Origin of the sequence: Mycolicibacterium baixiangningiae (assembly GCF_016313185.1) — a bacterium.
Taxonomy (GTDB): Bacteria; Actinomycetota; Actinomycetes; order Mycobacteriales; family Mycobacteriaceae; genus Mycobacterium; species Mycobacterium baixiangningiae.
On record NZ_CP066218.1, the window covers coordinates 3838985 to 3858143 of the forward strand.

The 19159-nt window shown below is 69.0% G+C and carries 22 protein-coding genes; 3 read left to right on the forward strand and 19 right to left on the reverse strand.

The window, feature by feature from the left end:
- Window positions 1–21 precede the first annotated feature (21 nt).
- The 10 genes from I7X18_RS18105 to I7X18_RS18150 all read right to left on the reverse strand — a co-directional run bounded on the left by I7X18_RS18105 (window position 22) and on the right by I7X18_RS18150 (window position 10601).
- Window positions 22–1182 carry an acyl-CoA dehydrogenase family protein gene (locus tag I7X18_RS18105; RefSeq protein WP_193043981.1) on the reverse strand — a complete coding sequence of 387 codons (1161 nt, stop codon included), beginning with the start codon at window positions 1180–1182 and terminating at the stop codon, window positions 22–24.
- A gap of 40 nt (window positions 1183–1222) precedes the next feature.
- Entirely contained in the window at window positions 1223–2449 is a 1227-nt protein-coding gene (locus I7X18_RS18110) for an amidohydrolase family protein (RefSeq protein ID WP_193043429.1), read from the reverse strand.
- Between the two features lie 30 nt (window positions 2450–2479).
- Entirely contained in the window at window positions 2480–3490 is a 1011-nt protein-coding gene (locus I7X18_RS18115; protein ID WP_193043430.1) for an FUSC family protein, read from the reverse strand.
- On the reverse strand, window positions 3490–3981 hold the full coding sequence (locus tag I7X18_RS18120; protein ID WP_193043431.1) for a (2Fe-2S)-binding protein: 492 nt from the start codon (window positions 3979–3981) through the stop codon (window positions 3490–3492). Before I7X18_RS18120 ends, I7X18_RS18115 begins: the two co-directional genes overlap by 1 nt.
- Complete coding sequence (locus tag I7X18_RS18125; protein ID WP_193043432.1) at window positions 3974–4849, reverse strand: FAD binding domain-containing protein; 876 nt, start codon at window positions 4847–4849, stop codon at window positions 3974–3976. Before I7X18_RS18125 ends, I7X18_RS18120 begins: the two co-directional genes overlap by 8 nt.
- Window positions 4846–7170 carry a xanthine dehydrogenase family protein molybdopterin-binding subunit gene (locus I7X18_RS18130; protein WP_232375268.1) on the reverse strand — a complete coding sequence of 775 codons (2325 nt, stop codon included), beginning with the start codon at window positions 7168–7170 and terminating at the stop codon, window positions 4846–4848. The genes I7X18_RS18125 and I7X18_RS18130 overlap by 4 nt, the downstream gene beginning before the upstream one ends.
- Window positions 7149–7928: an ABC transporter permease gene (locus tag I7X18_RS18135; protein WP_193043433.1), complete on the reverse strand. Its 780-nt coding sequence runs from the start codon at window positions 7926–7928 to the stop codon at window positions 7149–7151. The genes I7X18_RS18130 and I7X18_RS18135 overlap by 22 nt, the downstream gene beginning before the upstream one ends.
- On the reverse strand, window positions 7925–8776 hold the full coding sequence (locus I7X18_RS18140) for an ABC transporter permease (protein WP_193043434.1): 852 nt from the start codon (window positions 8774–8776) through the stop codon (window positions 7925–7927). Before I7X18_RS18140 ends, I7X18_RS18135 begins: the two co-directional genes overlap by 4 nt.
- The gene (locus I7X18_RS18145) at window positions 8773–9552 is read right to left on the reverse strand and encodes an ABC transporter ATP-binding protein (protein ID WP_193043983.1); all 780 of its coding nucleotides are present in this window, start codon (window positions 9550–9552) and stop codon (window positions 8773–8775) included. Before I7X18_RS18145 ends, I7X18_RS18140 begins: the two co-directional genes overlap by 4 nt.
- Before the next feature lie 65 nt (window positions 9553–9617).
- Window positions 9618–10601 (reverse strand): ABC transporter substrate-binding protein, encoded by a 984-nt coding sequence (locus I7X18_RS18150; RefSeq protein ID WP_193043435.1) that lies wholly within the window; start codon window positions 10599–10601, stop codon window positions 9618–9620.
- A 127-nt stretch (window positions 10602–10728) separates the two neighbouring features.
- Between I7X18_RS18150 and I7X18_RS18155 the strand changes: the two genes are divergently transcribed.
- Complete coding sequence (locus I7X18_RS18155) at window positions 10729–10926, forward strand: hypothetical protein (protein WP_193043436.1); 198 nt, start codon at window positions 10729–10731, stop codon at window positions 10924–10926.
- Window positions 10927–10951: 25 nt separating this feature from the next.
- Here the strand turns inward: I7X18_RS18155 and I7X18_RS18160 are convergent, their stop codons facing one another.
- Complete coding sequence (locus I7X18_RS18160; RefSeq protein WP_193043437.1) at window positions 10952–11950, reverse strand: LLM class flavin-dependent oxidoreductase; 999 nt, start codon at window positions 11948–11950, stop codon at window positions 10952–10954.
- Window positions 11951–12050: 100 nt separating this feature from the next.
- On the opposite strand from I7X18_RS18160, the gene I7X18_RS18165 reads away from it, so the two are divergent.
- The gene (locus I7X18_RS18165) at window positions 12051–12653 is read left to right on the forward strand and encodes an SRPBCC family protein (protein ID WP_193043438.1); all 603 of its coding nucleotides are present in this window, start codon (window positions 12051–12053) and stop codon (window positions 12651–12653) included.
- Window positions 12654–12655: 2 nt separating this feature from the next.
- Here the strand turns inward: I7X18_RS18165 and I7X18_RS18170 are convergent, their stop codons facing one another.
- From I7X18_RS18170 to rplS, 7 genes are all read right to left on the reverse strand, one after another.
- Window positions 12656–13117, reverse strand: a complete 462-nt coding sequence (locus I7X18_RS18170) for a RidA family protein (RefSeq protein ID WP_193043439.1) — start codon at window positions 13115–13117, stop codon at window positions 12656–12658.
- Window positions 13114–13845 (reverse strand): GntR family transcriptional regulator, encoded by a 732-nt coding sequence (locus I7X18_RS18175; RefSeq protein ID WP_193043440.1) that lies wholly within the window; start codon window positions 13843–13845, stop codon window positions 13114–13116. The genes I7X18_RS18170 and I7X18_RS18175 overlap by 4 nt, the downstream gene beginning before the upstream one ends.
- A 70-nt stretch (window positions 13846–13915) precedes the next feature.
- Window positions 13916–14689 (reverse strand): HAD-IIA family hydrolase, encoded by a 774-nt coding sequence (locus I7X18_RS18180; protein WP_193043441.1) that lies wholly within the window; start codon window positions 14687–14689, stop codon window positions 13916–13918.
- 133 nt (window positions 14690–14822) lie between these two features.
- Complete coding sequence (locus I7X18_RS18185) at window positions 14823–15128, reverse strand: DUF2469 domain-containing protein (protein WP_011559372.1); 306 nt, start codon at window positions 15126–15128, stop codon at window positions 14823–14825.
- A gap of 74 nt (window positions 15129–15202) precedes the next feature.
- The gene (locus I7X18_RS18190) at window positions 15203–15922 is read right to left on the reverse strand and encodes a ribonuclease HII (RefSeq protein ID WP_193043984.1); all 720 of its coding nucleotides are present in this window, start codon (window positions 15920–15922) and stop codon (window positions 15203–15205) included.
- A 61-nt stretch (window positions 15923–15983) separates the two neighbouring features.
- Complete coding sequence (gene lepB / locus I7X18_RS18195; protein WP_193043442.1) at window positions 15984–16823, reverse strand: signal peptidase I; 840 nt, start codon at window positions 16821–16823, stop codon at window positions 15984–15986.
- A 52-nt stretch (window positions 16824–16875) separates the two neighbouring features.
- On the reverse strand, window positions 16876–17217 hold the full coding sequence (gene rplS / locus I7X18_RS18200; protein WP_193043443.1) for a 50S ribosomal protein L19: 342 nt from the start codon (window positions 17215–17217) through the stop codon (window positions 16876–16878).
- 321 nt (window positions 17218–17538) lie between these two features.
- Between rplS and I7X18_RS18205 the strand changes: the two genes are divergently transcribed.
- Window positions 17539–18465 (forward strand): serine hydrolase, encoded by a 927-nt coding sequence (locus I7X18_RS18205; protein WP_193043444.1) that lies wholly within the window; start codon window positions 17539–17541, stop codon window positions 18463–18465.
- On the opposite strand, the gene trmD is transcribed toward I7X18_RS18205, so the two are convergent.
- Window positions 18462–19145 (reverse strand): tRNA (guanosine(37)-N1)-methyltransferase TrmD, encoded by a 684-nt coding sequence (gene trmD, locus I7X18_RS18210; protein WP_193043445.1) that lies wholly within the window; start codon window positions 19143–19145, stop codon window positions 18462–18464. The genes I7X18_RS18205 and trmD overlap by 4 nt on opposite strands.
- Window positions 19146–19159: the final 14 nt, after the last annotated feature.

The following is a 19159-nucleotide window of genomic DNA, read 5'->3' on the forward strand; positions in this document are numbered from 1 at the left end:
TCCTGAACTAGCGGCGTGCCGTCAGCGGAACGCGGACAGTCCCGTCAACGCCTGGCCGATGATGAGAGTATGCATCTCGCTGGTGCCCTCGTAGGTCAGCACCGATTCGAGATTGTTGGCATGGCGCATCACCGGATACTCCGAGGTGATGCCGCTGGCGCCGAGGATGGTGCGGGCCGTGCGGGCGATGGTCAGCGCCTCGCGGACGCTGTTGAGCTTGCCGAGGCTCACCTGGTGCCCGGCGATGTCGCCGGCGTCCTTGAGCCGGCCGAGGTGCAGCGCGAGCAGCACGCCCTTGCCGTATTCGAGCGTCATGTCGGCGAGCTTCTGCTGGGTGAGCTGGAATCCCGCGATGGCCCGATCGAACTGACGCCGTGAGCGCGAGTAGTCCAGCGCGGTCTCCAGGCAGTCGCGGGCGGCGCCGAGCGCGCCGAACACGATGCCGAACCGGGCCTCGTTCAGACAGCTCAGCGGGGCCCGCAGGCTGGTGGCGCCGGGCAGCCGCGCGCTGTCGGGCAGCCGGACGTCCTCGAGTACCAGTTCGCTGGTCACCGACGCCCGCAGCGACATCTTGGACTTGATGGTGTGGGCGCTGAAGCCGGGGGTGTCGGTGGGGACGGCGAAGCCGCGGACGCCGTCCTCGCTGCGCGCCCATATGACCGCGACGTCGGCGACCGACCCGTTGGTGATCCACATCTTCGCGCCGTTGAGGATCCAGTCGTCCCCGTCGCGGGCCGCACGGGTCCGCATGCCGGCCGGGTCGGAGCCGTGGTCGGGTTCGGTCAGGCCGAAGCAGCCGATGGCTGCGCCTGCCGCCATCCGGGGCAGCCACTGCTGCTTCTGCTCTTCGCTGCCGTAGGCGTGGATGGCGTACATCGCCAGCGAGCCCTGCACGCTGACCAGTGACCGGATGCCGGAGTCGCCGGCTTCCAGCTCGAGGCAGGCCAGACCGTAGGCCACGGCCGAGGTGCCCGCGCAGCCGTAGCCCTCGAGGTGCATCCCGAGCAGGCCGAGATCGCCGAGCTCGCGGGCCAGTTCGCGGGCGGGCAGCTCACCGTTCTCGTACCAGGTGGCGATCTCCGGGGCGATCCGGCGCTTGACGAGCGACCGCACGGTATCGCGGATCTGGCGCTCCTCGTCGTTGAGCAGCGCGTCGATCCCGACCAGTGCGTCGGGCGACATGGGTTCGGTCACGGTGCGGGACAAGGGATCTCCTCGGGTGTCAGCAGCAACCGGTGCTGCGGGTGGCGGGGGCGGGCAGCCGCGGCTGCGCGGCGGGGCGTGTCCACGTGACCGCACGGCTCGGCGGGGGTGTCTGCTGGCTGCGGGTCTCGACCAGCGCGACACCGTCGACGAGGACCGTCGCGATGCCGGGAAGGTCACCGAGCGCGAAGCATTCGAGCGCGTCGGTGGCCACCGATCCGGTGATCGGGCCGAGCACGAGGAGATCGGCGGGCCGGCCCTCGGCCACCACCCCGGTGTCCAGTCCGTGGGCGCGGGCGGTCTGGCCGGTCGCGGCGGCCACCGCGTCGACCGGATCGAGCCCGCACACCGAGGCGAGATAGCAGATGTTGCGCAGCATGCCGCGCGGGATGACGCCGGTGCCGCCGGGGGTGTCGGTGCCGAGGGTGAGGCGGTGCACCTGGTCGCGCTCCGTCAGTTGTTCGGCGACGAACTTGGTGGCGCGGTAGTTGTTCGAGCTGCACACCTCCACGTACGCCGACGGCAGGTCGGCGATGATCGCGGCGATGTCGGCGTCGGGCGCGGGAATCGGTCCACCCGAGATGTGGCCGACGATGTCGGGCTGTACGGCCAGCACGACGTCGCTGCCCGCCACCCGACTCGACCCCGACCGCGAGACGCCGCCCGAGTGCATCTTGACCGTCATACCTCGGTCGTGGGCCCACTGCATATAGCGCTGAGCTTCCCCGTCCCCCAAGCGATTCCAGTCGTAGAAGATGAACTTGAGCTGGTCGATGCCCTCGGCGTGGGCCCGGTCGAAGTGCTCTTCGGTCATGCCCGGCACCAGCAGTACCGTGCCGGCGTTCACCTTGACGCCCGAGGGCCGCATCCGGCCGGTGGTGTGCTTCGACGTGATCGCGATCGAGAGCACCAATTCCGGGGTGAGGGCGTCGAACGCCAGGCCCGGGATGTGCAGTTCGCCCGCGGAGACCATCGACGTGGTGCCGCCGTGCAGGTAGTTGCCGATCCACCCGATCGCGTCCTGCGCCGGTGTCCACTCCCCGAACGTCGGGTGGACGTGGCCGTCGACGAGGCCCGGCATCACGGTGAGGCCGCCGGCCGACAGCACCTGGTCGGGAGCGGGATGGTCGGTACCGATGCCGGTGATCACCCCGTCCTCGATGACCACGGTGGTGTCGCGCAGCGGGGCGACGTCGGGGTCGCCGTGGATCAGCAGCCCGATGTCCTGCACGAGCAGTGTCGTCACGGCCCCTCCTTGCATTGGATTTTGTATACATTATCGGATCGGGGCGGGACGAGGGAAGGCCGCCCACGCCTTCGGCACGATGAAAACGACGGCCACGACGATCGCGGCGCCGGCGAGGTTCATCCCCAGGCGCACCCCGCCCTCGTACCACGGGAACCAGTGCGGGTACTCGCTGACCACGAGCAGCACGGGCGGGCCCGTGATCGCCCACCACGTGTAGTTCACCGGCCGCAGCGCGACCGCCAGCAGGAACAGCAGCACTGTCACCGCGACCGCGACCGGCGCCGCCGGATGGGCGCCGAGCAGGGCCGCGGCGAGCGTGGCCCCGGCGGTGTTGCCGCACAGCCGTTGCACCAGGCGCGTCCGGGTCGCCGACCGGCCCGGCTGGATGGTGAGCAGCACGCTCGTCACCAGCCAGTGCCCGCCCACCGCATCGTCGGGCAGCCACCCCGCCACCACGACCGCCACCGCCACCACGGTGGCCACCCGGGCGGCGTGCGCGCGGTCGAGTGACCGCGCGGCCGGCTCCTCTGCATCATGCGGCCGATTTCTCAGCGCCGCAGTCGTATTGGCGCTGAACCACCACACCGCCCACGCGGCGGACACCGCGCCCGCCCCGATCGCGTATGCCGACAGGTCGGCGAGAGACGGGTGCGGACCGGCGTCGACGGCGATCAGCACGACTGCCAGGCCGGCGGTGGCGCCGACTCGGTCGATGAGCGCGCCGGATACCGCGGCGACCACGGTCGCCACGGCCAGGGCGGCGGGATGGCCGCCACAGGCGACGACGAGGGCGCCGGCAACGAGCACGGCGGCCGCACGGGCCGCAATGGTCGTCAGCGCCGCGGGCCACGTCGTGGGAAGCGACGGCACGGCGGTGAGGACGAAGCCCAGCGCAAGCGCCGAGCCGAACGCCGGCCTGCCCTGTAGCTGCGGAACGATCAGCAGCAGGCCGAGCGCGCAGGCGAGCGCGGCCGCCATCCCCCACCTGCTGCGCCCCACCGGCTGCAGGAGCGCCGGCAGCGCGGCACGGGGCCGCATTACTCCGGCGGGGTCGCCGCGTCGAGCACCGCCTGCACGATGCCCTGGTAACCGGTGCAGCGGCAGATGTTGCCGGACAACGCTTCCCGCACCGATTCCTCCGAGAGTGGCTTGTCGGCGTCGGTGTCGCGCAACAACTCGACCGCGGTGACCAGAAAACCCGGTGTGCAGAAGCCGCACTGGAGACCACCGCGTTCGCTGAACGCCTCGCGCAGCCGGGCCGTCTCCTCGAAAACCTCCAGCCCCTCGACGGTGTCGACGCGCGCGCCGTCCACCTGCGCCGTCAGCGTCAGACAGGCCCGCGCGCTGCGACCGTCGACGAATACGGTGCAGGCTCCGCACACCCCGTGCTCACAGCCCAGATGCGTACCCGTGAGGCCGAGTTCGTCGCGCAGGAAGTCGGCCAGGGTGAGCCTCGGCGGCACCGAGCGGGACACCGGTCGGCCGTTGACGGTGACCGACACCGCGACGGCCGCGGGACTCTCAGACATGGGCGGCCTCCTGTTCTCGCGCCGCACGCGCGGTGGCGGCGGTGAGTGCCTCGACGAGCGCTTCGGCACACAGTCGCCGGATGTAGTCGGTGTCCTCGGCCGCCGGGTCTGTACGTGCCGACCACGCCTGCGCGAGATCGCGCCACAGTGCCTGTGTGGGCCGCGATCCAGCGGCCTCGTCGCCGAGGAACAGCAACGGCCGGTCAGCGGCGCTGAGCAGGGCCGCGCGCACCCCGTCCACGGTCCCGTCGGGACGCAGCGTGAGCAGGCAGCCGGCACCGGCCAGACCGTAATCACCGTGCTGCGGGGCGTATTCGACGAAGCCCCACCCCTGGCCCGGCCGGATCGTGGGCACCGATATCCAGGTCAGCATCTCGTGGGATTCCAGCCCGTTGGTGTAGAACGACACGAACATGTCCTCGGCGGCGACGGTTCTCCGCCCGGACAGCGCCGACTCCACGTGGAAGGTCGCGTCGAGAACCAGTGTCACCAGGGGCATCTCGGCCGCGGGGTCGGCGTGGGCGATGGACCCGCCGATGGTGCCGCGGTTGCGGATGCCGACGTGGCCGATGTAGCGGGCCGCATCCGCGAGCAGCGGTGCGCGCGCGGCGATTTGCGGATCGACTTCGACAGTGCGGTGGGTGACGAGCGCGCCGAGGATCAGATCGTCGGTGTCGTCGAAGATCCGGGTGAGCTCGGCGAGTCGGCCGATGTCGATGACCGCCGATGGCCGGGCCAGCCGCAGGTTCATCAGGGTCAGCAGCGACTGACCGCCCGCCAGCAGCTTCGCATCGGGGTGGGCCGCCAGCAGGTTGAGCGCCTCGGCGACCGATGCCGGCCGGTGATAGGCGAATTCGGCGGGCTTCACGAGGCTGCCCCGGCCAGTGCTCGGCACAGGTCGCCTGGGCGGATCGGTGTGCTGTCGACGTGGACGGCGCCGTCGAGCGCGTCGTCGACCGCACTCGCCACGGCGGCGTAGACCGCGATCGTGCCGCTCTCCCCCGCGCCCCGCACCCCGATCGGGTTGACCGGGGTGTCGACGTGACGGTGTTCGACAGCCACCCGAGGCACGTCGGTCGAGAGGGGAAGATGATAGGCCGCGAACGTCGTCGACAGGGGTTGGCCGGCGTCGGAGTACCGCCACTGCTCGAACAGCGCGCCGCCGAGCCCCTGCGCGACCCCACCGATGATCTGGCCTTCGACGATGCGGGGGTTGATTTCTCGACCGCCCTCGTGGGACACCGCGTAGCGCAGCACCTTCACCAGGCCGGTGCGCCGGTGCACGCCGACGATCGCGGCGTGCACGCCCATCGTCCACGTCACGGTCTCCACCCGGAACACGGCGGTGACGTCGAGGGCCTGCCCGCTCTCGGCGTCCCCGCCGACGGTTTGGGCGCGGGCGATCTCCAGCCAGCTCAGCGCGCGGGGCCCGGCGCGGAACACGCCGTGCGCGTAGTCGATCGGGCCGTCCACGCCGAGCAGTCTCCGCACGTGTTCCACCGCGACCCCGACCAGTTTCCCGGCCGCCTCGTGCACCGCGGAGCCGGCCAGGATCGCCGAGCGGCTCGCGAACGTGCCCACCCCTTCGGGCAGCCGCTCGGTGTCCGACGGCACGTACCGTACGCACTCCATCGGCACGCCCAGCGCCTCGGCCGCCACCTGCGCGAAAACGGTCTCGTGGCCCTGCCCTGCGGCGGCGGCGCCGGCGGTGACCTCGAATCCGCCGTCGGCGAGCAGGCGGATGCGCGCGGTTTCATGCGGTCCGCGCCCGGTGGCCTCGAGGTACGAGGACAGCCCGTAACCGATGCGGTGGTCTGGATGTTCGGCGGCACACCGATCAACCTCGTTGCGCGGCAGCAGATTCGACACCGACTCCAGGCAGGCGAGGTAGTCGCCGCCGTCGAAGGAGATAGGCACGCCGTCGCGGTACGGCAGCGGACGGGAGTAGGGCAGGTCGGCGGCGGTGAGCAGATTGCGTCGCCGGATCTCCTCGGCGCTCAACCCGAGCCGGCGGGCGGCGGCGTCGAGGCTCCGTTCGAGGGCGAAGGTGGCCTCGGGTCGGCCCGCCCCGCGGTACTGCGCGGTGAGCGTCTTGTTGGTCAGCGCCGCCCGTCCCGTGATGTGGGCGGCGGGGATCCGGTACGGGCCGAGCAGGTGGATCGCGGTGTTCGCCACGATTCCCGCCACCCATAGGCTGCCTGCGCCGATGTCGGCGACGAACGAGTCCTCCCACGCCAGGATGTGGCCGTCGGCGTCGAGTGCCATGCGGGTGTGGTGGATCTGGTCGCGCCCCTGGGCGCTGGCAACGAGGTGTTCCTGACGGTCTTCGACCCAGATGACCGGGACGCCGGTGTGGCGGGCCAGCACAGCCAAGGCGATCTCTTCGGCGTAGACATTGGCCTTGGTGCCGAAACCGCCACCGACATCGGGTACCGCCACCGTGATGTCCTGCGGGGTCCAGCCCGTCACGGCGCAGATCGCGTCGCGCACGGTGTGGGGGATCTGGGTGGAGGTCAACAGCTCGACCCGCTGCCGCTGGGCGTCGAATGCCGCGCGCACCCCCCGGCCTTCGAGCGGGATCGCCCCGTGGCGGTTCATCCGGTAGGTGCCCTCGACGACGTGCTCGGCACCGGAGAAAGCCAGTTCGGGCGCACCGAATGAGAACTCCAGGCGGGCCGCCTCATTCGAGCCCAGATGTCCGAAGAGCACGGCGCTGTCGGGGCCCAGGGCGTACGCCGGATCGGTGACCACGGGCAGCGGGGTGTAGTCGATGTCGATCGCTTCCAGCGCGTCCTCGGCGCGGTAACGGTCCTCGGCGATCAGCACCGCGATCGGCTGGCCGATGTAGTGCACCGTGTCGGCGGCGAGCACCGGCAGGCGCTGGTCGGCCAAGAAGCAGTTCGTCGCCGCGGTGAAAGCGGGGTTGGGGGTGGTCAGGGCGGGGATCGCCACGCCTGTCAGCCCGAGGTCGGCCGCGGTGTAGACCCCGAGGACACCGGGCATCCGGGCCGCGGCGGCGGTGTCGATGTGGTTGATGCGGGCGTGCGCCTCACTGGACCGCACGAAGACCGCGTGGTGGGCGCCCGCCGCGCGGTCGGCGAGAAACCGGCCGTGCCCCGCGAGCATCCGGTCGTCCTCGCGGCGCCGCACCGACGTGCCGATGTAGCTCAATGTAGCCGTTTCTCCCACTGCCACAACGCCACCGAGATCGCGAACGAGATGGTGATCAGCAGCATGATCGTCGCCACCATCGATGGATAGTCCCCGTGGCTGTAGGACTGCAGCACCACCCGGCCGAGCCCGCGGCGCGTGGCGAAGAACTCGGAGAGCACCACACCTACGACGGCCAGGCTGACGGCCAGCCGGATACCGGTGAGCAGCGGCCGCCGGATCGCCGGGAAGATGATGTGTACCAACGTCTGCCATGCGTTCGCCCGCACCGAGCGCGCCAATTTCCAGTACACCCGCGGGATCTCCTGCACACCGGTGGAGACGTTGATCAACACCGGGAAGAGCGCGAACAACACGCCCATCACGACTTTCGATCCGCTCAGGCTGAAGATGGGCAGCAGCACCGGGTACAAGACGATCTTCGGAATGCCGTTGAGCATGATGATCAGCGGCTCGAGCAGCCGGCGCATCAACGATGACAGACCCAGCAACAGACCGATGCCGCCGCCGACGGCGGTGCCGATCACGAACGCCAGGAACACCGCCTGCGCGGTCACCCGCAGATCGAACAGATAGCTGGGGTCCGACAGGTTCTCGACGAGCACCGTGAGGGTCTGCACCGGAGACGGGATGACGAAGGTGAGGCTGGACATGATCTCCCAGCCGATCGCCACCACGACGGCCAGCGCGACCGCGCCGACGAACTGATTGCCCAGCAGCGAGCGGGCCCGCCGGGACTTCGGTGCGGCCTCGCTGCGCGGCAGTGTGGCGGTCATGCCTTCCTCCCCCGCAGCAGGACCCGCTCGACGAGCGCGAGCAGCACTGTCAGGATCATCGACAGCGCCAGCACCACGGCGATGTAGGCGAACATCAGTGTGTTGTCGAAGATTTCGTACAGGTATCGGATGCGGTAGCCGAGCCCGGCCTGGGCGGTGGTGAACTCCATCGCGATCGTGCCGATCAGCGCGTACACCACGGCCAGGCGCAGCCCGGCGACGATGAACGGCCCGGCCGCCGGGACCGCGATGGCGAACAGGGTCTGGCGCGGGGAGGCATTGAGCGATCGGGCCAGCTTCATGTACACCGGCGGCATCGTGTTCAGGCCGACGGCGGTGTTGAGCGCCATCGGGATGGCGGCCATGATGGTCGCCAGGATGATCACCGACATCGCATTGATGCCGACGAGCACGATCATCACCGGATAGAACAGCACCATCGGCACCGCGTAGAACGACACCAGGTAGGGCTCGAACACCCGGCCCACCAACGGCAGCTTCCAGAACGTCAGACCCGCGGCGAAGCCCAGCAGGCTGCCCGCCACGATCGAGACGGCGACCTCCATACCGGTGCGGCGGGCGTCCAACCAGAACTGGGAATCGCCGAACAGCACGGGCAGTTCGCCGAAGATGGTCGACGGCGCAGGCAGCACCCGCTCGCTCCACCAACCCGCTGCCGCCCCGATCTCGGCGAACACGATGAACAGTGCGATCAGCGCAACGGTGGACAGGACGCTGACCAGCGCGTCGCCCATCTTCCGCGGACGGCGGGCGGGGCCGGGCCCGGTGGAATGTGGTGGCATGGTCTCGGTGGGCAGATCGTCTTCGGCCAGGGACGACGCCGTCATGTGGCCGCCGTCTCCTGCTGGCGGAACCCGCGCATCGACTCGGCCTGCAGCGAACCCCAGATGCGGTTGTGCAGTTCGTTGAAGCGGGGGGTCGACACCACGCCGGCGTCCCGTTCCGCCGGCAGGTCGATGTCGACGACGTCGATGATCGAACCCGGCCGGTAGGACATCACCCAGACCTGCTGTGACAACAGGATCGCCTCGCTGATGTCGTGGGTGACGAAGACGATCGTCTGGTGCGTGCGAGCCCAGATCTGGCGGACCTCGGCGCCGAGGAAGAGCCGGGTCTGCTGGTCGAGTGCGGCGAACGGCTCATCCATCAGAACCACCTCCGGCTGGACCGCCAGCGTGCGCGCGAGTGCGACGCGCTGCCGCATTCCGCCGGAAAGCTGTGAAGGATACGACTTCTCGAACCCACTGAGGCCGACCAGGTCGACGGCCTCCTTCGCGCGCTGGCGGCGTTCGGCCTTCGGGGTGCCGATCATCTCCATGGCGAAGCTGACATTGTCCTCGACGGTGCGCCACGGCAACGTCGAGTCCTCTTGGAAGACAACGCCGATTTTGGGGTCCGGTCCCGTCACCGTCTTGCCCGCCACACTGACATGGCCGGCGGTGGCCCGCTGCAGACCGGCGATGACGGCGAGCAGCGTGGACTTGCCACAACCGCTCGGCCCGACGATGGACACGAAGCTGCCGTGGGACACGTCCTGGTCGATGCCGGTGACGGCGGTGACCTCGCCCGCCGGGGAATCGAACACCACGGACACGCCTCGCATCTCGATGCCCTTGGAAGTCGCGTTCACGAGTCTCCGATCGTGGTCAGGTGCGGTGACGGTCTTGGTCAGAATTCTGTGCGGGCATCCTCGGGCAGGTACTGCTGATCGAGCACCGTCGCCCAGTCGACGGGCTCGGAGATCTGTCCGGCGGCGACCATGAGATCGGACAGGTTCTTCAGCCCCGCCGGATCGACGGTGAGCGAGTAGCCCTTCTCGATGTCGGGGGTGTTGCGCAGCGCATCGGTCATCACCTGCGGGCTCACCCCGACCAGGGGGCCGAGTTCGGCGCCGGCCTCATCGGGGTTCTCGACCACCCACTTGTTGAGGCGGTCGGCGACGCGGAAGAAGGCCGTGAGGTTCTCTCCGTTGGCCTCGGCGTAGTCGCCGTTGACGGCCACCAGGTCGGCGGGCATGTCGCCGATGACGTCCCGCGACTTCACCAGGACCTCGGCGTTGTCGGTGGCCTGCTTGTCGGCGATGAACGGCTGCATGGCCCACCCGGCGGTGATCTGGCCGGCCTTGGCGGCGGTCCAGTTGTCGCCCATCGGGCCGACGGCCTGGGCCTTGACGCCGAGCTTCTTTTCAAGGGCCTTGACCACGAGCTCCGTGGACGAGCCCGCCGAGCTGAAGCCGAGCGTGGCGCCCTCGATCGTGCGTCCGGGCGGCGAGATCCACGAGAAGTCGTTGACCTGGAACCACGGCGCGACGACTTTCAGGTTCGAATCCGCCTGCTTGGCGGCCAGCAGCACCGAGGTGTTGCCGGCGATTGCCATGTCAGCGTCACCGCTGGTGACGACGCGCATCGTGTTGCCGCCACCACCGCCGGAGTAGAGGTCGACCTTGAGGCCCTCCTCCTCGAACCAGCCCTTGTCGATGCCGGCCTGCAGAATGGCCATGAACGGCAGGCTGTCGACGCCCGTCGCCGAGATACTCAACTCGTCGGTGCCCTGGGCGGCGGGTTCGGCGGATTCATCGGCGCACGCGGTGGCTCCCAGAAGGAGCGCGCCGGCGGCGAGGAGGGCGGGAAGAGCTTTGGGGGACCAGATCATCGACAACCTCCGGTAAACTGAATATTGGATACAGCATACGATCAGGTGTGATCTAGGTCAACATTTCACGCCTGGGGACCGGCGTGCCAACACACCGGCGAGTTCGAGTCCTGCGGCGATCCCGACCATGGCGGCCGCCGCTGTCCACCGGGGCGCAACCGAACGCCCCGATCCGTCACGCGAATCTTCTTGCGGGCGCACCGCAGAAGCCGTCCCGCCGCTCGGTGACGCGCCCTCCGGGATGATCGCCGCACCGTCAGCCGGCGTCAGCGCGCGCTTCAACGGCGGCGGAGCGCCCGGCACCGGACTGCCCGGCGCCGGGTGATGCGCGTCCGCGTCGCCGGACTGTGTCACCGCCCCGATCCGTCCACGATCTCGGCGAAGGTGCGGATGGTCGGCGCACGACTCTGTCCGGGCCGGACGAACGGCACGATCGACACCTGGTCAACCCCGAGCGACTCGATCTCCTTGAGCCGCTGGGCACACTCGGCGGGGGTGCCCGCCAGCGCGAACAGGTCGACCAGTTCGTCGGGCACCAGATCGGCGTGCGACGCCTCGGTGTTCATGTGCTCGTAGTAGTTGTAGCTCTCGCGGATGCGGTCGATCGCCTTCTCCAACGTGGGCTCCACCTTGGCCGGCAGCGGCCTGATCGCGACCCGGGAGACGTGCGCGCGGACCAGATCCCGCGCCTCGGAGCGATCCTCGCTGATCGCCGTGGGTGTCCAGAGCACGATGTGCAGGTCGTCAAGCGTGCGCCCGCTCTCCGCCGCACCGGCTTCGATCGTCTTGAGCGCCGCCTCGATGAAATGCGGTGCGGTGCCCACCAAGACGATGACACCGTCGGCGATGCGGCCGGATATGCGCAGGATCTTGGGCGCCGACGCCGCGATGTAGACCGGGATGTCCAGCGGCTCGGACAGATAGTTGAGATGGAAGTCGGCCCCGCTGGTCGCCTCCACCACCTTCTCGCCGCGGAACAGCGCGCGCAGCTGGCGGATCGACTCCTCCAACTCGGCGAGCTTCTGCGGTTTGAGGCCCATGGTGCGCAGCGACGAGTCGCCCGTGCCGATGCCCAGCGCCACCCGGCCGCCGGTGAACTCGGCCAACGTCGCCCACGTCGAGGCCAGCAGCGACGGATGACGGGTGACGGCATTGGTGACGCCGGTCCCGAACACGATGCGCTCGGTGCCCACGGCGGCCGCACCCATCACCGTCGAGGACTCACGCCAGATGTTCTGCGAGTCGCCGAACCACACGTTGTCGTAGCCGAGCGATTCGCACAGCTGCACGTATTCGCACATGGCCCCGACGGGTTCGGTGGGGAAGAGACCGACTCCCTTGCTCAACACCTGCTCGACCTCCTACGGTTGGATATCGTATCCAATCGTAGGGTGGCTCCCCCGGACCCACAACCGGAACGGGCGAACTCGTTCAGAAGAGGAGATGCAGATGCGACTCGTCAACGAGTTCTCGGTGGACGCCCCACTCGACGCGGCCTGGGCGACGCTGACCGACATCCCCAAGGTGGTCGAATGCATCCCCGGCGCCGGACTCGACCGCCGCGACGGTGACGACTACCACGCCAGCGTCGCGGTGAAAGTGGGTCCGGTGGGGATGACGCTGGCCGGCACGGCCACCGTGGTCAGCCGACGCGACGACACCCACGAGATGGTGGTGCGTGGGCACGCCCGCGACCGCAAGGGCAACGGCTCGGCAGAGGCGACGGTGACGATGAGCGCTCGCGAGTCGGCCGCCGCCGGCCATTCCGATGTCACGGTGGTCACCGACCTCGAATTGGGCGGGCGCATAGCGCAATTCGGCAGCGGCGTCATCTCGCAGGTGAGCAACCGGATCCTCGCGCAGTTCGTCAAACGGTTGAACGCGCTCATCACCGGGGGCGCCGATGAGAAGGACGTGGCCGCGTCCGCGTCCGAACCCGCACCCACGGACTGGCGGCCGGCAACCTCGGATACCGCGTCGCTGCTGGCGACGATGCTCGCCGGGGTGCTGCTCGGGCTGGCGATCGGGCGGACGGCACACCGGCTTCGATGACCTCAGCGGTCGACCGCGGCGACCAGTTCGAGTTCGACGCAGGCGCCGCCCGGCAGGGACGCCACGCCGATCGCCGTGCGGGCATGCGCACCGCAGTCGGCCCCGAACACCTCGAGCATGAGTTGCGACGCCCCGTCGATCACCGAAGGGTGAGCATCGAATTCGGTTGTCCCGCGGACATATCCACGTAGATGGACCAGGCCGCGCACCGCGTCGAGCCCGGCTGCCGCCTCGACGGCTCCGAGGAGGTTCAGCGCCGCCAGGCGGGCCTGCTCGACAGCCTGGCCGACCGTCACGTCGGCGCCGACGACCCCGCGCAGGCTCGGCGCACCGGGCCGCCGCGCGGTGGCACCGGAGATCCACAGCTGATCGCCACACCACCGCGACGGGATGTAAGCCCCTTTGGGCGGTGGCGGTGCCGGCAGCTGTAACCCCAACGCCGTCAGCCGTTCTCGCGGTGTCACAACTGCCGGTCGGCTTCCTCCCGGGCGAACACCTGGTGCAGGTGGTCGACCGCGTGCGAGCGGTGCAGGTGGTTGATCGCCACGGCCTGCTCGACGTCGCGGGCGACCATAGCCTCGACGAAGAGCACGTGCTCGCTGTTGACCTTCTCCAGATCCATCAGGTGCGCGTAGAGCGGACGGTATGCGTCGGCGGTGTTCCACAGCTGGGTCACCAGCCGTCTGGTGCGGGCCATCCGACTCGCCTCGAACGGCAGGAAGTGGAAGCGGCGGTTGGCCACCCCGACCGCGATGAGGTCACCCGCAGTGGCGGCCCGGTCCATCTCGGCCATCTCGGCGCGCATCGCGTCGACCACGTCGTCGGTCAGCTGTGGCATCGCGTCGCGGATGAGCTCCTCTTCGAGGATGTCGCGCAGCCGGAAGACCTCGAGTAAGTCCTCCAAACCGAGCTTGGCCACCCGGTACCCGCTGTGCGGGACGTAGGTGATGTACTCCTCGGCCTCCAGCGTCTTGAGCGCCTCACGGACCGGGATGCGGGACATGCCGAACTGTTCGGCCAGGGTCTCCTGCACGATCCAGCTGCCGGGCGCGAGCTTGCCGGTGGTGATGTCGCGGCGCAGCGCCTCGGCCACCGCCTGCTGCGCGGTCTTCGGCCGCACGAAGTCCGCGCGCGGTGCCGCACCCGCGTCGGGGCCGACGGGCGTGCGCTTGGTCGCGGTGCGCGGAGGCATGAGGGCTCCCTTTCGCCGATATTGGATACTCTATGCGACCGTTCCACGACGTGGCCAGTTTCGGCGCGCCTCACACCAGGTCGATGGCTTCGGCGATGGACGGCAGCACGCGGCTGGGCCGGAACGGGTACCTCTCGACGTCCTCGATGGACGTCGACCCGGTCAGCACGAGGATCGTCTCCAGCCCGGCCTCGATACCTGCGACGACGTCGGTGTCCATCCGGTCACCCACCATCACGGTGCTCTCGGAGTGCGCCTCGATGCGGTTGAGCGCGCTGCGGAACATCATCGGATTCGGTTTTCCCACGAAGTACGGCTCCCGCCCGGTGGCCTTGGTGATCATGGCGGCCACCGATCCGGTCGCCGGCAGCGGTCCCTCCGCGGAGGGACCGGTCACGTCCGGGTTGGTGGCGATGAACCGGGCACCCCTGAGAATGAGCCGGACCGCCTTGGTGATGGCCTCGAAGGAGTAGGTGCGCGTCTCGCCCAGCACCACGAAGTCCGGTCCGACGTCGGTCAGCGTGTACCCGGCCTCGTGCAGTGCGGTGGTCAGCCCGGCCTCCCCGATGACGTAGGCCGACCCGCCCGGCAGCTGATCGGCGAGGAAGGTCGCGGTCGCCAACGCCGAGGTCCAGATCGCCTCCTCCGGCACGATCAGCCCGGAGCGCGCCAGGCGGGCGGCCAGATCGCGAGGGGTGAAGATCGAATTGTTGGTCAGGACCAGGAACGGCCGCTCCCGTTCGACGAGTCGGGCGAGGAACTCCGCTGCCCCGGGCAGCGCATGCTCTTCGCGGACGAGGACACCGTCCATGTCGGTGAGCCAGCATTCGGCATTCGCGCGCACCGGTTCAGTCTGTCACTGTGCCGCAGGTGTACCGGTTGAATCATGACCACGAGCCGGCCGCGGATAAGGTCGGCGGGGTGAATGTCCCGCCCGATCTGGATCGCCGACACCCTGGCCGAACTGCGGTGAGGGCCTACTCGGGCAGCCGCAGCTCCGGCTTCTCGACCTCTTCGATGTTGACGTCTTTGAAGGTGATCACCCGAACCTGTTTGACGAACCGGGCGGGCCGGTACATGTCCCACACCCACGCGTCGGCCAGCCGCAACTCGAAGTACACCTCGCCGTTGGCGTTGCGTGGCACCATCTCGACACTGTTGGCCAGGTAGAAGCGGCGCTCGGTCTCCACCACGTAGCTGAACTGCCCGACGATGTCCTTGTACTCCCGGTACAGCGACAGCTCCATCTCGGTTTCGTACTTCTCGAGATCCTCGGCGCTCATCAGTGCTGCTGTCCTTCACGTCGGTATGGCACGGCCGGCGGTCCCTCGCGCAACCGGCTCATCGCAATCCTCCCCTACCCGAGTTCATAGCACTGCCCGGGTTCATCGTCGGTCAGCACACCGGCAACCTGAGGTGTACCCGCAGGAACCAGCCGGCGCACGTTGATGAACGAATAGCGGTGCTGGCTGGACGGCCCGAGCGCGGCGAGCGCGGCGGTGTGCGCCGGGGTGCTGTAGCCCTTGTGCTCGGCGAAACCGTACCCGGGATGCTCGCGTTCCATCGCCACCATCAACCGGTCGCGGCTCACCTTGGCCAGCACGCTGGCCGCCGCGATGCAGGCTGCGGCCGCGTCGCCGCCGACCACCGGGAGTGACGGCGTCGGCAGCCCAGGCACCCGGAATCCGTCGGACAGCACGTAACCCGGCCGCAGCGGAAGACCCGCCACCGCCCGCCGCATTCCCTCGATGTTGGCGATGTGCACACCGCGCCTGTCGACTTCCTCCGAGGGGATGAACACCACGTGGTAGGCCAGCGCGTAGCGGCGGATCAGCGGGAACAGCCGTTCGCGCTCCTTCTCGCCCAGCTTCTTCGAATCGTCGAGCGCGGCGAGGCTTTCCAACCGGTTCGGACCCAGAACGCACGCCGCGACCACGAGCGGGCCGGCGCACGCGCCGCGGCCCACCTCGTCGACGCCGGCCACCGGGCCGAGCCCGTTGCGGTACAGCGCGGACTCCAGGGTGCGTAGACCGGATGCCTTGCGGATCACCGTGCGGGGCGGCCATGACGCCGGCAAGCTCAAGCTCCCGGCTCGTCGCGCAAGCGGCTCATGGCGGATCTCCCACTGCGGGTTCGTCCTACTGGTTCGCGTCAGCGGTCTGCGGGTTCACCGAGCCCACCCCGCCCCATCGGGACGGCGGCCAGGCGATGAACCGCGCCTTACCGATCACATTGTCCACCGGAATGGTGCCCGCTTCAGGGTCACCCGTGCACAGCAGACCGCGCTGCGCGTCGCCGGGCAGGTTGGTGCAGTGTGCGCGCGAATCGGCCGAATGGGTGCGATTGTCCCCCATCACCCACAGCTTGTCCTCGGGGACGGTGACCGGCCCGAACTCGTTGCCCAGACAGGGGTAGACGGCGGGGTCGGCCATCATCGTCTCGGGGTCCAGGTACGGCTCTTCGAGCCGTTTACCGTCGACTGTCAGCCCGGTGGCCGCGCGGCATTCGACGGTCTGGCCGCCCACGGCGATCACCCGTTTGACCAGGTCGTTCTCATCCGGCGGGACGAAGCCGACCACCGACAGCGCGTTCTGCACGACGCGCAGCGCGGGGTTGTCCGACCGGATCGACTTGTAGCCGATGTTCCAGTTGGGCGGTCCCTTGAACACGATCACGTCGCCGGGCTCCGGTTCGGTGAACCGGTAGGTCACCTTGTCAACCATGATGCGGTCGCCGACACAGCCCGGGCACCCGTGCAACGTGGGTTCCATCGACTCCGAGGGAATCAGGTACGGCCGTGCGACGAACGTCAGCATCACGTAGTACAGGACGATCGCGATGGTGACCAGGATCGCCAGCTCCCGCAACGCGGAATGTTTGCGTTCGGGGGTGTCGTCCCGATCGTCGGCGTCCGGGTCGGCACCCGATTCGACCCTGCCGACGGTGTCCTCGGGCGACGACTCGGCGCTATCGGTCACGGCTTCAGACTAGCCAGCGAACCGACCGACGCCTCGTCAGCGCCGACGCGGGTCAGCGCTTCTCCTTGATCTTCGCCTTCTTGCCGCGAAGCTCACGCAGGTAGTACAGCTTCGCGCGGCGGACGTCACCGCGGGTGACGACATCGATGTGGTCGATGTTGGGCGAATGCACGGGGAACGTGCGCTCCACACCGACGCCGTAGCTCTCCTTGCGAACCGTGAAGGTCTCGCGGATGCCCCCACCCTGCCGGCGCAGGATGACACCCTTGAAGACCTGGATGCGCTCTTTGGAGCCCTCGATGACCTTCACGTGCACATTGACGGTGTCTCCGGGGCCGAAAGCCGGGATGTCGTCGCGCAGCGACGCCTGATCGACGAAGTCCAGCGTGTTCATCGGTGACACTTCCTTGTTGCTTGCGGCGTGGGCACGCTGTCCAGAACAGCACGTGCCGAGCCGGTGGGTACGGACGCTATCGGGGCGTATGTCGCAGCGGACCGCAGGGAGGTACCCCACGTCCAGCGCGGACAACTGCTCAATTGTGCCAGACGGGCACCGGTCCAGTGAAATCGCCGCTTCGGCGCACTCATTTCGTGACCCGTGCTGATCAGCGGCCGCACGGGGTACACGTTAGGCTGAAAACACCGATTCGCCCCGCACAGGTGCGCCGGATCGGTTCCCGCCATAGGCGCCCACCAGCATCCGAGAAGGAGATCTATGCCACGGCCGTCGGTGCTGTGGACGGCCACCGCAGCGACGGTGGTCGCCGCAGTTGTCGTCTCGGGATGCGAGGCGCGTGTGCACGGCACGCCGCCGCCTCCCGACGGCCCGCATCTGACTGTCGTCGCACCTCAGGGCTCGATGGCCCCGCTCCCCGAAGCTCCGCCCGACCAGCCCGCCGCGGCGTTCGCCGGGCTCGACGACCGGGCCCGTCTGGCAAGCGACCAGGCAGCCGAAGCGGGTGCCGACATCACCGTGCTGGTCAAGGATCGCAACACCGGCCAACTGGTCTCCAACGGCAACGGCCGCGGCATCGCCATCGCATCGGTGGTCAAGCTGTTCATCGCCGACGACCTGCTGTTCAGCGGCAAACCGCTGTCCCCGGAGGACCGTAAGTCGTTCGAGTCGATGCTGCGGTCCTCTGACGACAGCGCGGCCGAGGTCTTCTGGAACCGGGGCGGCGGCAGCGCCATCGTCACGCGCGTCGCGAAACGCTACGGCCTGGGCGACACCCGTCCTCCCGGCAACGGCCGGTGGTGGAACACCATCAGCACGGCCGACGACCTGGTGCGGTACTACGACATGCTGCTGTCGGGTACCGGGGGCCTGCCGCAGGACAAGGCCGAGATGATCGTCAGCAATCTCGCCGCATCGACGCCCAACGGGATCGACGGCACCCAGCCCGGTGGGGTGTACCCGCAACGCTTCGGCATCCCCGAGGGGTTGTACGCGATGCCGGTGGCGGTCAAACAGGGCTGGATGTGTTGCGTCAGCTCCGACTGGATGCACCTGTCGACGGGCATCATCGGCGCCGACCGCCGCTACATCATGGTGATCGGATCCGATCAACCGGCCGGCGCCGCCGAAGCCCGCGCCACCATCACCCAGGCGGTCAAGACGATGTTCCCGGACGGCCGGATCTAGCTGTCGGTCAACAGGTCCGGGCGCCGCTCCCGGGTTCGCGTGAGCGCCTGTTCGTGCCGCCACGCCGCGACCTTGGCGTGGTCGCCGGACAACAGCACCCCGGGCACGTCCAGTCCGCGCCACGTCGGCGGTCGCGTGTAACTCGGTCCCTCGAGCAGACCGGCGGAGTGTGAGTCATCGGCGTGGGATTCGGGGTTGCCCAGCACGTCGGGCAGCAACCGCACGACCGCCTCGACCATCACCAGCGTCGCCGACTCCCCTCCGGTGAGCACATAATCGCCGATCGAGACTTCCGCCACCCGCATCCGCCGCGCGGCATCGTCGACGACGCGCTGATCGATGCCCTCATAGCGGCCGCAGGCGAACACGAGGTGCCGTTCGGCACTCCACTGGCGGGCGGTCGCCTGGTCGAACAGCCGCCCCGCGGGGGTCGGTACCACCAGCAGCGTGTCCTCGGTGCAGAGGTCGTCGAGCGCCGCGCCCCACACGGGCGCCTTCATCACCATGCCGGGCCCGCCGCCGTAGGGCGCATCGTCGACCGAACGGTGCACATCGTGGGTCCACCCGCGCAGGTCGTGTACCCCCAGCTCGACGCGCCCGGACTCGATTGCCTTGCCCGGCAACGACTCTCGTAATGGATCGAGGTAGCGCGGGAAGATGGTGACGACATCAATTCGCACAGCTGCCCACCCTG

Bases quoted from the DNA above. Each gene is read 5' to 3' on its own strand.
- I7X18_RS18150 (WP_193043435.1), bottom strand. From the start codon at position 10,601: ATGATCTGGTCCCCCAAAGCTCTTCCCGCCCTCCTCGCCGCCGGCGCG.
- I7X18_RS18155 (WP_193043436.1), top strand. From the start codon at position 10,729: ATGGCGGCCGCCGCTGTCCACCGGGGCGCAACCGAACGCCCCGATCCG.
- I7X18_RS18205 (WP_193043444.1), top strand. From the start codon at position 17,539: ATGCCACGGCCGTCGGTGCTGTGGACGGCCACCGCAGCGACGGTGGTC.
- I7X18_RS18175 (WP_193043440.1), bottom strand. From the start codon at position 13,845: ATGCCTCCGCGCACCGCGACCAAGCGCACGCCCGTCGGCCCCGACGCG.
- I7X18_RS18120 (WP_193043431.1), bottom strand. From the start codon at position 3,981: ATGTCTGAGAGTCCCGCGGCCGTCGCGGTGTCGGTCACCGTCAACGGC.
- I7X18_RS18135 (WP_193043433.1), bottom strand. From the start codon at position 7,928: ATGACCGCCACACTGCCGCGCAGCGAGGCCGCACCGAAGTCCCGGCGG.
- I7X18_RS18105 (WP_193043981.1), bottom strand. From the start codon at position 1,182: ATGTCGCCCGACGCACTGGTCGGGATCGACGCGCTGCTCAACGACGAG.
- I7X18_RS18185 (WP_011559372.1), bottom strand. From the start codon at position 15,128: ATGAGCGCCGAGGATCTCGAGAAGTACGAAACCGAGATGGAGCTGTCG.
- I7X18_RS18115 (WP_193043430.1), bottom strand. From the start codon at position 3,490: ATGCGGCCCCGTGCCGCGCTGCCGGCGCTCCTGCAGCCGGTGGGGCGC.
- I7X18_RS18165 (WP_193043438.1), top strand. From the start codon at position 12,051: ATGCGACTCGTCAACGAGTTCTCGGTGGACGCCCCACTCGACGCGGCC.
- I7X18_RS18140 (WP_193043434.1), bottom strand. From the start codon at position 8,776: ATGACGGCGTCGTCCCTGGCCGAAGACGATCTGCCCACCGAGACCATG.
- I7X18_RS18145 (WP_193043983.1), bottom strand. From the start codon at position 9,552: ATGCGAGGCGTGTCCGTGGTGTTCGATTCCCCGGCGGGCGAGGTCACC.
- rplS (WP_193043443.1), bottom strand. From the start codon at position 17,217: ATGAACACGCTGGACTTCGTCGATCAGGCGTCGCTGCGCGACGACATC.